This is a genomic window from Thermosynechococcus sp. NK55a (assembly GCF_000505665.1).
Lineage (GTDB): Bacteria > Cyanobacteriota > Cyanobacteriia > Thermosynechococcales > Thermosynechococcaceae > Thermosynechococcus.
Window position 1 is genome coordinate 697,305 of record NC_023033.1, and the last position, 13,511, is coordinate 710,815.

Consider the following 13,511-nt stretch of genomic DNA (forward strand, 5'->3'; position numbering starts at 1 on the left):
ATAGAAAATGGCGATCGCCATCGAGTTAACCCCAGAGCAGATTGATCGTCTGGACTTATCTCCCCTACAACAAGTACTTAACCCCCTGACTGCAGAGCAGCTTCTGGATTACCACCAAGCACTGCGTTTTACGATTGATTATCCGCGGCCAGTGGATGAGCCTGATCTGGAACTTTCGGAATTGGCGCCCGTGCGCCTTTGGTTCATTCGTGCCGATGTATCCTACCCGTGGCTGCCCTACTTACTGGATTGGTCAGCGGGTGAACTGGTGCGTTATGGGGCGATGCTGGTGCCCCACGAATTTCATCCGCAGCAGGGGATTATCTTCAACCCGCAAGCCCTTGATATTTTTGTGATGACCAAGGTGTTTACCCTTTGGCAATGGCTACGGGGCCAGGGCTATCCTGCCATTGAAAAAATTAAAGGCATGGCGGCGATGTTTGGCTATGAGCTGGATAGTGAGCTCTTTACGCTGCTCCAATAAGTCATGGGAAAAACGGTCACAGCCCTAGGCGTTGATTTTGGGACCTCGGGGGCACGGGCGATCGCCATCGATCCTGAGGGCAATGTTCTGGCTACTGCCCGTCGGCCGCTACACCAACCCGATCAACCCCAAGAATGGGCAGCAACATTGTGGGCGTTGATTTTAGATATTCCAAGCGCTATCCGTCAGCAAATTCAGCGGATTGCAATTGATGGAACCTCGAGCACTGTTTTCCTCTGTGATGCTCAGGGGCAGCCCTCCTCGCCCGTCCTTTTGTACAACGACGATCGCGCCCAAGATTATCTTCAAAGGTTGCGGCAGATTTTAGCCACAGATCACCTTGTCCTTAGTGCCACCAGTAGTCTGGTCAAGCTGTTGTGGCTCCAGACCCACTATGCCACTGCCAATGCCTTTTTCCTACACCAAGCTGACTGGCTAGCCTTCTTACTTCACGGTCAACTGGGGATTTCCGACTGGCACAATGCCCTGAAGTTGGGCTATGACCCCGCAAAGGAAGCCTACCCCGATTGGTTCAGCCACCCCATACTTGCACCCTTGCAGTCCCTGCTGCCTAAGGTCGTTCCTCCGGGGACCGTTCTGGGAAAGGTCACAGCCACTGATCTAGGCTTCTCTCCAGAGTGTCAGGTGTGTGCGGGTACTACCGATAGCATTGCCGCGTTCTTGGCTAGTGGTGCCTCTGAGGTGGGTGAAGCCGTGACCTCCTTGGGCTCAACCCTTGTGCTGAAGCTTTTGAGTGCCTCTAGGGTAGAGGATTTGACAGCAGGCATCTATAGTCATCGCTTGGGCGATCGCTGGCTCGTGGGGGGCGCCTCCAACTGCGGTGCAGCGATTTTAGCCCAGTTTTTTAGCCCAGAGGAACTCGAACACCTCAGTGTCCAAATAGATGTCAGTCAACCCACGGGTTTGGACTACTATCCCCTACTCAAGCGGGGTGAGCGCTTTCCCATCAATGATCCTCACCTAGCGCCTCGCCTAGAACCACGCCCCGATGACCCGCGCCTCTTTTTGCAGGGCCTCCTTGAAAGTCTCAGTCGCATTGAGGCCCAAGGCTATGCCCAATTGCAGCGTTTGGGTGCCTCACCTCTGAAACAGGTCTGGACAGCGGGAGGGGGTGCCCGTAATCCAGCATGGTTAGCGCTGCGCCAGCAATACCTAGGGGTTCCGGTGGCCATTTCACCCCACACTGAGGCCGCCTATGGAACAGCGCGTCTTGCTCAACTCGGGTACAACTGCTCCTGAATTTCTAACTTCAGCCGATTGAGGATATGGCGCTGATCCAGTTGACTGAGGATTTGCTGAACAACCGTTTTTGGCCCTGCCGCCCCCCAGCCTGCGCCGTTGGCAAAATAGGTTTTGGCCACCTGTCCCATCGTATAGGAGGAAAAGCCAGCTATCCCCGCCTGGGTCATAGCCACCGATAGATAAGGGCCAAGGGAAAGGCCACCGCTCATTGGCGTAGCCAATCCCAACAGTCCCTTGAGGGAACTCAGTCCCAAATTAACGGCAAATTCCCCTAAGCTAATGCTGCCCATGGCAAGGGCAATCGTTTGGAGCAGTTCCTTGGCCCCTGCTTCTGTGAGTTCAATGTCGTAGAGGCGCGAGAGCAGTTGAATCGTCGTCAAGTCAATGACCGCACTGCTGACCATATCGAGAACGGTGACCGGGTTGAGGGCGATCGCCAGCGCCTTAGCAACAGCCCCTTTCCAAATCAGGTGGTTGGCCTCCTGATCCCGCAGTTCCAGCTTGTAGCGGGCCAATTCCTCACTCACCCTATTGGCAAAGAGCATTGAATTGAGAGCAATCAGGGCCTTGCCTTCCCGCTCTAGGACCTCCAAGATTTTCCGTTTGAGGGGTTCCACTTGGGGGGCACCGACAGTCATTTTCACCTGTAGCCGTCCTTGGCTATCCCGCTGCACCTGGGGCACAAGGGGCGCTGCCGCCACCATCACAATTTCTGCGGGGGAGAGGAGTTCCTTGACGCGCTCATCGCGAATTTTGGCATAGATGACCTCGCGATCGGCCTCTGGATACTGATCCACTTTGTTAAAGACCAGAATCATTGGCTTGCCTGCTTGCCGCAACTCACTGAGGGCTTGGTATTCAAGACGAGTCAAGTCCCCAGCAATGACAAAGAGAATCAAATCCGCTTGGGCAGCCACCTCCCGTGCCAGTTGTTCCCGGGCGGCACCATTGACTTCATCTAACCCCGGTGTATCAATGAGGCGAATGGGATTGCCACGCTGGGCTGCAGAGATTTGCCAAAGGGCACTGGCTTCCTCTTGGGTGACACCATGAATGGGTCCAGTGGCAAAGTAGGGTTCTCCGAGCAGCGCATTGAGCAGGGAGGACTTTCCCCGCCCCACCATGCCAAAGACAGCAATTTGCACCACACCCTGGTGGAGTTTGTCGAGCATGGCTTCGAGGTCAGCGATCGCCCGGACGAGGGAAGCTTTTCCAGTGCCAGTGGCTTTGCACTCGCCCAGTAATTTTTCAAGAGCACTCTTGGCCGCTGCATAGCTAAGGGCACTTTGGTAGTCTTCAAGGTCATCAATGGTCCCTTGAAGTTCCTTCAGGAGAGACTGCGCTGGCGATCGCTCTATCACAGATGCCACACTGAGGTTACAAAGACCTTACAGATATTTGCCTTTTATTGTAAGGCCAAGGACGGGACTGGTGCGATTTGAACGCACGGCCTAGCGCTTAGGAGGCGCTCGCTCTATCCGACTGAGCTACAGCCCCAAAGGGATACCTTCTATCCTAGCGAGTTTCGACGCTCCTAGGCTGCTGTCGCTACTGTTGCCCCCTGAGCTAAAGCATCAATCTCTTGAAACAAGCGCTCTAGGGGAGCATTGGGTTCTAAAAACGAGAAGAGATGTTTGTAGCGCAGCTTGCCTTCCGGATCAATGAGAAACTGGGCCGGCAGCGGTGCCCCCAGGGCTTGACCCGTGCGGTATTTGCGAAAGACTTGGCAACTGGGGTCATAGAGCAAGGGCATCTTTAGGGCCATATTCACCTTGACCTTTTCGCTTTGCTGGGCATCGGTACTGGTAACCACAAGAACGGCCACTCCCTTGCCTTGAAATGTTTCATAGTTTTCATTCAAGGTCTTGAGATAGGGGTAGCACAGTGGGCAGTATTGGTGCTCCGTGAAGATACGGGTAAACACTAGCAGCAGCGGCTGCTCTTTCCACACCTTTGAAAGGCGAACAGGGGCACTGAGCCCTACAGCGGGCAGCTCCACGTCTGGAACCAGCGCCCCCCGCTGCAGTTGATTTTGGGGCGGTACTGGCCACGCATTTTGCCAAAACCGCTCATTAAAGAGGCCACTAAAGTTGGTAGAGGTGAGGAACGGTAATTGAACAGCCATAGTTTCCTCGCGGGTGGCTCAGTAGTTGCCTAGCGATCGACGGATCCCATAATCACATCGATACTGCCCAGGATAGCCACAATATCGGCCACTTTCATCCCCTTCAGCAACTGGGGCAGCACTTGCAGGTTATTGAAATCCGGTGGACGAATCTTCCAGCGCCAAGGGAAGACGTTGTCATCTCCAATCAGGTAAATGCCCAGCTCCCCTTTGCCCGATTCAACCCGCACATAGTGCTCCCCCTTAGGAATTTTGAAGGTGGGAGACAGCTTCTTGCCAATGTACTGATAGTCAAAGCCGTTCCATTCTGATTTGGCACCCTCCAGCATCCGCTTGGCTTCTAGGTTTTCGTAGGGGCCACCGGGCAGGCCATCTAAGGCTTGACGAATGATCTTCACCGATTCGCGCATTTCCTGAATACGAACAATGTAGCGAGCAAGGCAGTCGCCTTCGGTGGCCACCGGTACATCCCAGTCAAAATCGTCATAGCACTCGTAGTGATCCACTTTGCGCAGATCCCACTTCACACCAGATGCACGCAACATCGGCCCCGATAGCCCCCAGTTAATGGCCTCCTCACGGCTAATTTTGCCCACCCCCTGTAGGCGACGCACAAAGATGGGGTTGTTGGTGATCAGGCGCTCGTACTCATCAACTTTGGGTAGGAAGTAGTCGCAAAAGTCACGGCATTTCGTTACCCAGCCATAGGTGAGGTCAGCGGCCACTCCTCCGATGCGGAAGTAGTTGTTGTTGATGAAGCGCATCCCTGTAGCGGCTTCAAAGAGATCGTAGATGTACTCCCGCTCGCGAAAGATATAGAAAAAGGGCGTCTGGGCACCGACGTCCGCCAAGAAGGGGCCTAACCACAGGAGGTGATTGGCAATGCGGTTCAACTCCAGCATGATCACGCGGATATAGCTGGCGCGTTTGGGCACGGGAATCCCCGCCAATTTTTCTGGCGCATTAACGGTGACCGCTTCGTTAAACATTCCTGCGGCGTAGTCCCAACGACTGACGTAGGGAATGAACATGATGTTGGTGCGGTTTTCAGCAATTTTTTCCATGCCGCGATGGAGGTAGCCAATCACCGGCTCGCAGTCAATGACATCTTCGCCATCAAGGGTCACCATTAATCGCAACACCCCGTGCATTGAGGGATGGTGTGGCCCCATGTTGATGACCATGGGTTCAGTGCGAGTCTCTATCGTGGGCATAGATGGCAGTTCCGCTAGAGGGTTGGAGGCTTACTGTTGATATGCTACACAGGTTTTCACCACTTGCCAATTCAAATTTGCTTATGGCTTAGATAATGGTGCCGTCGGGGATCACGGCATTTTTGATGATGACGACCACACCGCTGCGAATATAGAATCCCTGATCCTCTCGATTGGATTCTTCAACGTTGTCTTTGTTGATGATTTTGACATCGCGGCCAATGCAGGCATTTTTATCCACAATTGCCCGGCGAATGACACTGTTGGCCCCAATGCCGATGGGGATTTTATGTTGCAACCGTAGCTGGCTGCGGTGAGCTGAGTCTTGGTAGTAGTCTGCCCCCATCAGCAGGGAGTGATCAATGACACAGCCGGATTCCACGCGCGATCGCACCCCCAAGACCGAGCGGTGAACTTGGCATTCCTTGAGGATACAGCCCTCACTAATGATGGACTCCGTGATGGTGGCACTGAGAATCTTACTGGGGGGCAAATAGCGGGGACGAGTATAGATGGGGGCGTTTTCATCGTAGAAGCTAAAGGGCGGCTGGGGCTGTTGGGTGAGGGCAAGGTTGGCTTCGTAGAAGGAGCCAATGGTTCCAATATCTTCCCAATAGCCATTGAAGAGATAGGTTTGGACAAGGTGGGAACGGGCCGCAGCGGGGATGATTTCTTTGCCAAAGTCCGTGGCATCGGCCATTTGCTCCAACAGATCAATGAGGACTTGCCGCTTAAAGACATAAATCCCCATCGAGGCAATGTAGGGTTTGCGATGGGCTTCCTCGCTGGTCAGGCCATAGCGGGTGGTGTCCACTCGCATATCCCGGAGGGCATCCCCGCTGGGCTTCTCGCGAAAGTCAGTCACTCGCCCCGTACTATCTACCTTAAGGAGGCCAAAACTAGAGGCCGCCTTTTCCTCCACCGGCAGAACGGAAAGGGTAATATCGGCACCGGTGTCGCGGTGGCGTTGGACAAACAGGCGATAGTCCATGCGGTAGAGGTGATCTCCTGAAAGAATCAGGTATTCATCCACATCCCAGTCCGCCAACAGCCACAGGTATTGACGTACCGCATCAGCAGTGCCCTGAAACCAGTTGGGATTTTCGGGGGTTTGTTGGGCTGCCAGGACTTCGACAAAGCCGCCCGTCAGACCGGGAAAGGTGTAGGTACGGGCAATATGACGATTGAGGGAGGCCGAGTTAAATTGGGTAAGGACGTAAATATTATGGATTTCGGAGTTGATGCAATTGCTCACAGGAATATCAATGAGGCGATATTTTCCAGCAAGGGGAACCGCAGGCTTGGCGCGACGCTTGGTCAGGGGATACAGACGTGTTCCGGCACCGCCCCCAAGGATAATCGCCAGGACTCGTTTCATTGAAAACTCCATCTGAACGGCCACATCAACAGTGTACGCTGTGGCGGCACTTCTCTTTGCGAAGGGGACGCCTTTTGGTAAAGAAGCTACGTAATGGCATGATAATGATACTTGGTCGTTGATCCCAAGCGGGGAGTGGCAGCATGGGATTTGTGGACATTGCGATCGCGGATCTGGCGGCGGACTACGGCGTATCGGTCGAAACGGTCTGTGCGTGGTGCGATCGCTTAGGTATCCGCTATACCAGCCCACAAACACGCTTGCCCCTGGAAGATGCCAAAGCAATTATTTTGGCGTTGACGACCCCGGCGCCCGCCAACGATCAACCAGACACACCGCAATCGTAAGACCTGCTTATTGGGAGAACTATGTTAAAAAAATGCGTTTGGCTTGCGGTCGCTCTCTGCCTCTGCCTCTGGCAACTCACCACGGGCACAGCACTGGCCGCCGAACTGACCCCTGAAGTCCTGACTGTCCCCCTCAACAGCGAGGGCAAAACAATTACGCTGACGGAAAAACAATACCTAGAGGGTAAGCGCCTCTTCCAGTATGCCTGTGCCTCCTGCCATGTGGGAGGGATCACCAAAACCAACCCCAGCTTGGATTTGCGCACGGAAACCCTGGCCCTAGCCACGCCGCCACGGGACAACATTGAAGGCCTGGTGGACTACATGAAGAACCCCACCACCTACGATGGTGAGCAAGAAATTGCTGAGGTGCACCCCAGTCTGCGCAGTGCCGACATTTTCCCGAAAATGCGCAACCTGACGGAGAAGGATTTGGTGGCGATCGCCGGCCATATTCTCGTCGAACCCAAAATCTTGGGTGATAAATGGGGCGGTGGCAAAGTTTATTACTAATGACTCGTAACCAGGATTTCCCCAACACCCATGTACCAACCTCACTTTTGGCAACGATCTATCGGCTGGCTTTGTAGTGGTCTTTTGATTCTGCTGCTGACCTGGGCAATGGCGCCGGCAACAGCACTGGCAATCGCCGGTGTAGATAACTATGTGATCCAATACCTCAAGGTAACGGATACCGTAGAACTACCCCTCAATGCTCGCGGTGAGACCAAAACGTTCACCGCAGTTGATTTGACCCGTGGCAAGCGGCTCTTTGAGGAAAACTGCAAAAACTGCCATGTCGGTGGCAGTACGTTACCCAATCCTTTGGTGTCACTCTCTCTGAAGGATCTCAAGGGGGCAACGCCGCCACGGGATACGATCGCCAGCCTCGTGGCTTTCCAGCGATCGCCGCGATCCTACGATGGCAGCCAAGAGAGTTATTCCTGTCGCCGCGTGAGTGAGGACTGGTTGACGACGGAACAGCTTGAGACCTTAGCTGCCTTTATTTTGCGAGCGGCAGCCGTAGCCCCCGGTTGGGGCGTAGAAAGCTTTCCGGACAGTGCCCCCTAGGTTGGGAACTTTGCTACACTGACCTTTGATGAATCTTGCACCCCTTGATTTTTGGGGCCTTATCCATACCCTGACGCATTCCATGGAAGGAGAACTCCATTGAAAAAGCTATTCATTAGTGTTTGCGCGATTGCAATGGTTCTATTTGTCGGCCTTACCCCTGTGGCCTTTGCGGCAGATTTGGCCAATGGTGCCAAAGTCTTTAGCGGTAACTGCGCAGCCTGTCACATGGGGGGCGGCAATGTGGTAATGGCGAACAAAACCCTGAAAAAAGAAGCCCTTGAGCAATTTGGCATGTACTCTGAGGATGCCATTATCTACCAAGTGCAGCACGGCAAAAATGCAATGCCCGCTTTTGCCGGTCGTCTCACCGATGAACAAATTCAAGATGTGGCCGCCTACGTGCTCGATCAAGCCGCTAAGGGTTGGGCAGGTTAGGATTGCCCCCTCTGAAAATAACGATAAATAACGATTGAGGAAGGGTGTAGGGCTTGCTTCTACATCCTTTTTTGTTCTGTCACTGCCCTCCAGGTCCTACAAAGAGAAGTAGGGTGTTCTGTACCGCCTAGGGGACCCTCTCTGGCGCCAGGGCAATCCCTATAATGATGAAAGACTTGCATAATGTGCAAGGTTTGCTCCTACAAGAAGGCGGTACATTTGGGCTATGCCTGCTGCTCCATTGCCAGCAAATGAATCGGAACGACAACGTGCCCTTGAGCAGTATCGAGTCTTAGATACGCCCCCGGAACCGATCTTTGACGAGATTACCAATCTGGCGGCAGCAATTTGCCAAACTCCCATTGCTCTCATTAGTCTGGTTGACCGCCAGCGGCAGTGGTTTAAGTCTAAGGTGGGCATTGATGCCTGTGAAACTCCAAGGGACGTTGCCTTCTGTGCCCATGTCATTCTGCAAGATGAGCTAATGGTTGTGCCAGATGCTCGCCTTGATCCGCGCTTTGCCGATAATCCCCTGGTTACAGGCCCCCCCTATATCCGCTTCTATGCCGGGATGCCCTTGGTGACGCCGCAAGGGTATGGGATTGGTACCCTTTGCGTCGTGGACTACCAGCCGCGGGAGCTCAAACCTCTTCAACAGCAAACTCTGCGCACCCTTGGCCGCCAAGTCATTAATGAGCTGGAAATCCGCCATCACTTGGAGCTTACCCGGCAACAACTGGCCCACATCGAGCAGATGAGCAGTCTCCAAGGGGCGATCCTCAATAGTAGTAACCACGCCATTATTGCCACCCGTACCGATGGCATCATTACCTTGATGAATCGAGCTGCCCAGGAATGGCTGGGATACCCTGCCTCAGAACTAGTGGGCAAAGCGACTCCCGAACGTTTTCATGATCCCCAAGAGGTGGAACGCTATGCTCAGATTCTCAGTGCACAATTGGGGGAATCCATTCCTGCGGGGTTTGAGACTCTGGTGGCCCGGGCACGGCGTGGCTTGGCGGATGAGCAGGAGTGGACATTTGTACGGCGCGATGGTTCTTGCTTCCCTGTGTCCCTGTCAATCACCCCAATTCATGATACCCAAGGCCAACTGATTGGCTTTTTGGAGTTGGCAGTTGATATTACTGACAAGAAAAAATTGAGGCGGAGCTGCGACTGCGGGAGCGAGCCATTGTTGCCAGCACCAACGGCATTGTCATTACCGACTACCGCCAACCAGACAATCCAGTGATCTACGCCAATCCCGCCTTTGAGCGAATGACGGGGTACCGTGCTATGGAAGTGATTGGTAAGAATTGCCGCTTTCTGCAGGGGGGCGATCGCCAGCAGCCGGGGTTAGAAATGCTCCGCAATGCAATTAAAAAAGGTCAATCCTGCCGTGTAGTGCTGCGCAACTACCGCAAAAACGGCCAGCTTTTCTGGAATGAACTTGCCATCTCACCCATTTATAACGAGTTTGGCGAAATTACTCACTACATTGGCATCCAAAGTGATGTCACCGAACGGCAGCGGGCACAGCTGTTTTTACAGCAGCAGGTGAAGCGCACGCTCCTGCTCAATCGTATTACTGAGGAAATTCGCCAGCAAATCGAGCGGGAAAATATCTGCCGTACAGCAGTTCAGCAAGTAGGAGCAACCCTCAATGTCAGTCGTTGCCTTTTGTTTGTCTATCAGGAGAATGCCCCTTCGCCAATGCAACTGGTGGCAGAATACTGTGCGCCGGGAGTGCCCTCTGTCAATGAGTGCGACCTTGATTTGACACAGATGCGTGCCCCGTTTCTGGTTTCGGTATTTGCCTCTGATGAGGTATTTAGCTGCGACGATGCGCAAAATGACGATCGCCTCATCCCCCTGCATGCCTACTGCGAAGCCTTGAGTGTGAAATCTGCGCTGATTGTGCGCACGGCCTATCGCAATCAAGCCAATGGTTTACTCATTTTGCACCAGTGCGATCGCCAACGGCGGTGGACAGATGCGATTAAAAGTCTCGTCAAGAGTGTGGCGGCCCAGGTGGGCATTGGCCTGGCCCAAGTACAGCTTCTTGAACAGGAAACCCGCCAACGTCAGCAACTGCAACAGCAAATGCAGCGGGCATTGCTCCTAAATCAAATTACCGAACAGATTCGCCAAAGCCTCGATACGGAAACGGTCTTTGAAACTACTGTGACCCAAATTGGGCAGGCCTTTGGTGTCAATCGCTGCTTGATTCATCGCTATGAACCCGGGCCGCCCCCCCGCATTCCAGATGTGGCTGAGTATCTGGAACCGGGCTACGCCTCCATGAGAGGCATCAGTATACCAGTGGAGAACAATCCCCATGCCTTGGCAGTTCTCAATGCGGATGCTGCTGTTGTCACCAATGATGTGACTCAGGATCCCCTTTTGGCTAATGCCATACACCTGTGCCATCAGTTCCAGATTCAGTCCATGCTGGCTATCCGTACCTCCTATAAGGGGGTGCCCAACGGCATCATTGGTCTGCATCAGTGCGATCGCCAGCGGCAGTGGACCCCCGAAGAAATTGAACTTTTGGAAGCCGTGGCCGCGCAAGTGGGGATTGCGATCGCCCAGGCGGAACTCCTACGCCACGAACAGCAGCAGCGACAATTACTCGCTCAGCAAAATCAAGAACTTGAACAAGCCCGCCTGCAAGCAGAACTGGCCAACCGTGCCAAGAGTGAATTTTTGGCCACCATGAGCCATGAAATCCGCACCCCCATGAATGCTGTTTTGGGCTTTACCAATTTGCTCTTGGATACCCCCCTCAATGAACAGCAACGGGACTTTTTACAAACCCTGCACCAGGCCGGTGAGGCACTGTTAACGATTATTAACGACATCCTTGACTTTTCGAAAATTGAATCCGGCAAATTGGTGCTCGAGCAGCAACTCTTCGATGTCCGCGAGTGTGTTGAGGACGTCCTCAGTCTGCTTGCCAGCAAGGCCGAGGAGAAACAACTAGAACTCCTCTATACCTGCACCCCCGAAACGCCAGCGCAAATCAAAGGGGACGTGACACGGCTGCGGCAGATTCTCGTGAACCTCGTGGGCAATGGCATTAAATTTACCCATGAAGGCCAAGTCGCTGTTCACCTAGGGGTGATCAAGCGCGAGGGCAAGGATTTTCTCCAATTTCAAGTTCAGGATACAGGCATTGGTATTCCCAGCAATCGCCTCAATCGGCTCTTCAAGCCCTTTAGCCAAGTGGATGCCTCAACCACTCGCCAGTATGGCGGTACCGGCCTAGGGCTAGTCATCAGCAAACGCCTCTGTGAGTTGATGGGCGGCGATATGTCCGTTGAGAGTACCGAAGGCCAAGGCACGACGTTCACATTTACAATCCTCGCTGAGGGAGCAAAACCCTATGTGCCGCCAATGGTTCATCCGGCTTTGGAAGGCAAGCGGGTCTTAGTTATTGATGACAATGCCGCCAGCCGTGAGAATCTCTGCACACTGCTGCAAAACTGGGGCATGTTGCCCATTGGCTATGGCGATCCCCAACTGGTTTTGGAGGCTCTGCCCCAATGGGATTTGGCGGTGATTGATTTGAATATGCCCCAAATGACCGGGCTTGAGCTGGCGGAGCGGTTGCAATCTCAGCCGTCCTTTCAGCAACAACCGATCGTGTTGCTCACGCCCCTGAGTTGGCTGGAACCCCCGAGTCACAAACAACTGATTGCTGCTCACGTGCCTAAACCTATTCGCCCCTTGAGCCTGCGGCAAACCCTGATTAGGGTACTCAGTTGTGAACTGGGAACCCAGTCTGCACTGCCTAAAACAGGCATTGATCCTAACTTGGGCACTCGTTTCCCCCTGCGTATTCTGCTGGCCGAAGATAATGCGGTGAATCAGAAACTGGCCTTGCACCTTCTCAAGCGGATGGGCTACCGCGCCGATGTGGCTGCCAATGGGCTGGAGGTGCTTGAAGCTCTGCAGCAGCGTCCCTACGACGTGATCCTCATGGATGTGCAAATGCCAAAAATGGACGGACTAGAAACAACCGAACGCATCTGTGCTCAATGGCCTCCCAGTCAGCGCCCCTGGATTATTGCCATGACGGCAAATGCCCTAGCGGGCGATCGCGAGCGCTGCTTTGCTGCCGGCATGGATGACTACATCAGTAAACCCATTAAAATTGAAGCCCTTGCCGCTGCCCTCAACCGCTGCCGCTGTCTCAATCCCAAGACCACCTATCCGCAACTGTGTGATCAGACGCACTTTGATAGCGACCATGGTCATCACAGTGCTACCCAATCAATCAGTTAGAGATATTTCTAGAGATATTTGGCTAGGAGCAAGTGGAGTTTCTCCTTAGTGGCTGTGGGTACTTTATCAAGGGGAGTGAGGATAGCATTCTTCAAGGCACAGTGGGCCTTAGAGACCGGTGGATGGGCATGGACACGTTTGACGGTTTCACAGATAATCGCTTGGGCATTTTTGACGTTGCGCTGCAAGTGACCCATAATCATCTCCACCGTTACTGAATCATGCTCTGGGTGCCAGCAGTCGTAGTCGGTAACGAGCGCTAGGGTTGCATAGGCAATCTCCGCTTCACGAGCCAACTTTGCTTCAGGGAGATTGGTCATGCCAATGACAGTTCCCCCCCAAGAGCGATACAGATTGGACTCCGCCAAGGTTGAGAAGGCAGGGCCTTCCATACATACGTAGGTACCTTGGCGATGAAGGGTGACATCGGGTAGGTTCAGATCAGCAATGGCATCCGCCAGAACCCCAGCAAGGACAGGACAAACGGGGTCAGCAAAGCCAATGTGCGCCACAATACCATCCCCAAAGAAAGTAGAAATGCGGTTGCGCGTGCGGTCAATGAACTGATCCGGAACCACGATATCAAGGGGCTTGACTGCTTCCTGGAGCGAACCCACCGCCGAGGCAGACAGGAGGTACTCGACCCCAAGGGATTTGAAGCCATAGATGTTGGCACGAAAGGGAATCTCCGTCGGCAGTAGATGGTGATGGCGGCCATGGCGTGCCAAAAAGACAACGGGAACCCCAGCAATCTTGCCGCAAATAAAGGCATCGGAAGGATCACCAAAGGGCGTAGTCAGGCGTACCTCTTCGACATCGGTAAGAGCCTCCATCTTGTAGAGACCACTGCCGCCAATAATGCCAATTTTTGCAGTCATGGAGATTCCTAAAACACCAATCGGCA

Annotated in this window: 13 protein-coding genes and 1 tRNA gene; 8 read left to right on the forward strand and 6 right to left on the reverse strand. The window is 53.6% G+C overall.

What is annotated here, in order from left to right; translation table 11 throughout:
- Positions 1–7: 7 nt before the first annotated feature.
- Both NK55_RS03390 and NK55_RS03395 read left to right on the forward strand, forming a co-directional pair.
- Positions 8–484: a CRR6 family NdhI maturation factor gene (locus NK55_RS03390; protein WP_024124415.1), complete on the forward strand. Its 477-nt coding sequence runs from the start codon at positions 8–10 to the stop codon at positions 482–484.
- Between the two features lie 3 nt (positions 485–487).
- Positions 488–1,744, forward strand: a complete 1,257-nt coding sequence (locus NK55_RS03395; RefSeq protein ID WP_024124416.1) for an FGGY-family carbohydrate kinase — start codon at positions 488–490, stop codon at positions 1,742–1,744.
- On the opposite strand, the gene NK55_RS03400 is transcribed toward NK55_RS03395, so the two are convergent.
- The 5 genes from NK55_RS03400 to NK55_RS03420 form a co-directional block, all read right to left on the reverse strand.
- Entirely contained in the window at positions 1,720–3,108 is a 1,389-nt protein-coding gene (locus NK55_RS03400; protein ID WP_024124417.1) for a GTP-binding protein, read from the reverse strand. The two genes, NK55_RS03395 and NK55_RS03400, sit on opposite strands and share 25 nt — an antisense overlap.
- 62 nt (positions 3,109–3,170) lie before the next feature.
- Positions 3,171–3,244: transfer RNA gene (locus NK55_RS03405), tRNA-Arg, on the reverse strand.
- A 37-nt stretch (positions 3,245–3,281) separates the two neighbouring features.
- Positions 3,282–3,872: a peroxiredoxin gene (locus NK55_RS03410; RefSeq protein ID WP_024124418.1), complete on the reverse strand. Its 591-nt coding sequence runs from the start codon at positions 3,870–3,872 to the stop codon at positions 3,282–3,284.
- Between the two features lie 29 nt (positions 3,873–3,901).
- Positions 3,902–5,086, reverse strand: coding sequence for an NAD(P)H-quinone oxidoreductase subunit H (locus NK55_RS03415; RefSeq protein WP_024124419.1), 1,185 nt, complete (start codon positions 5,084–5,086; stop codon positions 3,902–3,904).
- A gap of 88 nt (positions 5,087–5,174) precedes the next feature.
- The gene (locus NK55_RS03420) at positions 5,175–6,464 is read right to left on the reverse strand and encodes a glucose-1-phosphate adenylyltransferase (protein WP_024124420.1); all 1,290 of its coding nucleotides are present in this window, start codon (positions 6,462–6,464) and stop codon (positions 5,175–5,177) included.
- A 143-nt stretch (positions 6,465–6,607) separates the two neighbouring features.
- Between NK55_RS03420 and NK55_RS03425 the strand changes: the two genes are divergently transcribed.
- From NK55_RS03425 to NK55_RS03450, 6 genes are all read left to right on the forward strand, one after another.
- Positions 6,608–6,811, forward strand: coding sequence for a hypothetical protein (locus tag NK55_RS03425; protein ID WP_024124421.1), 204 nt, complete (start codon positions 6,608–6,610; stop codon positions 6,809–6,811).
- A 21-nt stretch (positions 6,812–6,832) separates the two neighbouring features.
- Complete coding sequence (gene psbV, locus NK55_RS03430; RefSeq protein WP_024124422.1) at positions 6,833–7,324, forward strand: photosystem II cytochrome c-550; 492 nt, start codon at positions 6,833–6,835, stop codon at positions 7,322–7,324.
- Between the two features lie 30 nt (positions 7,325–7,354).
- Complete coding sequence (gene psbV2, locus NK55_RS03435; RefSeq protein WP_024124423.1) at positions 7,355–7,882, forward strand: photosystem II cytochrome PsbV2; 528 nt, start codon at positions 7,355–7,357, stop codon at positions 7,880–7,882.
- Between the two features lie 135 nt (positions 7,883–8,017).
- Complete coding sequence (gene petJ / locus NK55_RS03440; protein ID WP_071823292.1) at positions 8,018–8,320, forward strand: cytochrome c6 PetJ; 303 nt, start codon at positions 8,018–8,020, stop codon at positions 8,318–8,320.
- A gap of 226 nt (positions 8,321–8,546) precedes the next feature.
- Positions 8,547–9,572 carry a PAS domain S-box protein gene (locus NK55_RS13440; RefSeq protein ID WP_051372772.1) on the forward strand — a complete coding sequence of 342 codons (1,026 nt, stop codon included), beginning with the start codon at positions 8,547–8,549 and terminating at the stop codon, positions 9,570–9,572.
- Positions 9,539–12,607 carry a response regulator gene (locus NK55_RS03450; RefSeq protein WP_255325339.1) on the forward strand — a complete coding sequence of 1,023 codons (3,069 nt, stop codon included), beginning with the start codon at positions 9,539–9,541 and terminating at the stop codon, positions 12,605–12,607. The genes NK55_RS13440 and NK55_RS03450 overlap by 34 nt, the downstream gene beginning before the upstream one ends.
- An 8-nt stretch (positions 12,608–12,615) precedes the next feature.
- Here the strand turns inward: NK55_RS03450 and NK55_RS03455 are convergent, their stop codons facing one another.
- On the reverse strand, positions 12,616–13,485 hold the full coding sequence (locus tag NK55_RS03455; protein WP_024124425.1) for an S-methyl-5'-thioadenosine phosphorylase: 870 nt from the start codon (positions 13,483–13,485) through the stop codon (positions 12,616–12,618).
- Positions 13,486–13,511 lie beyond the last annotated feature (26 nt).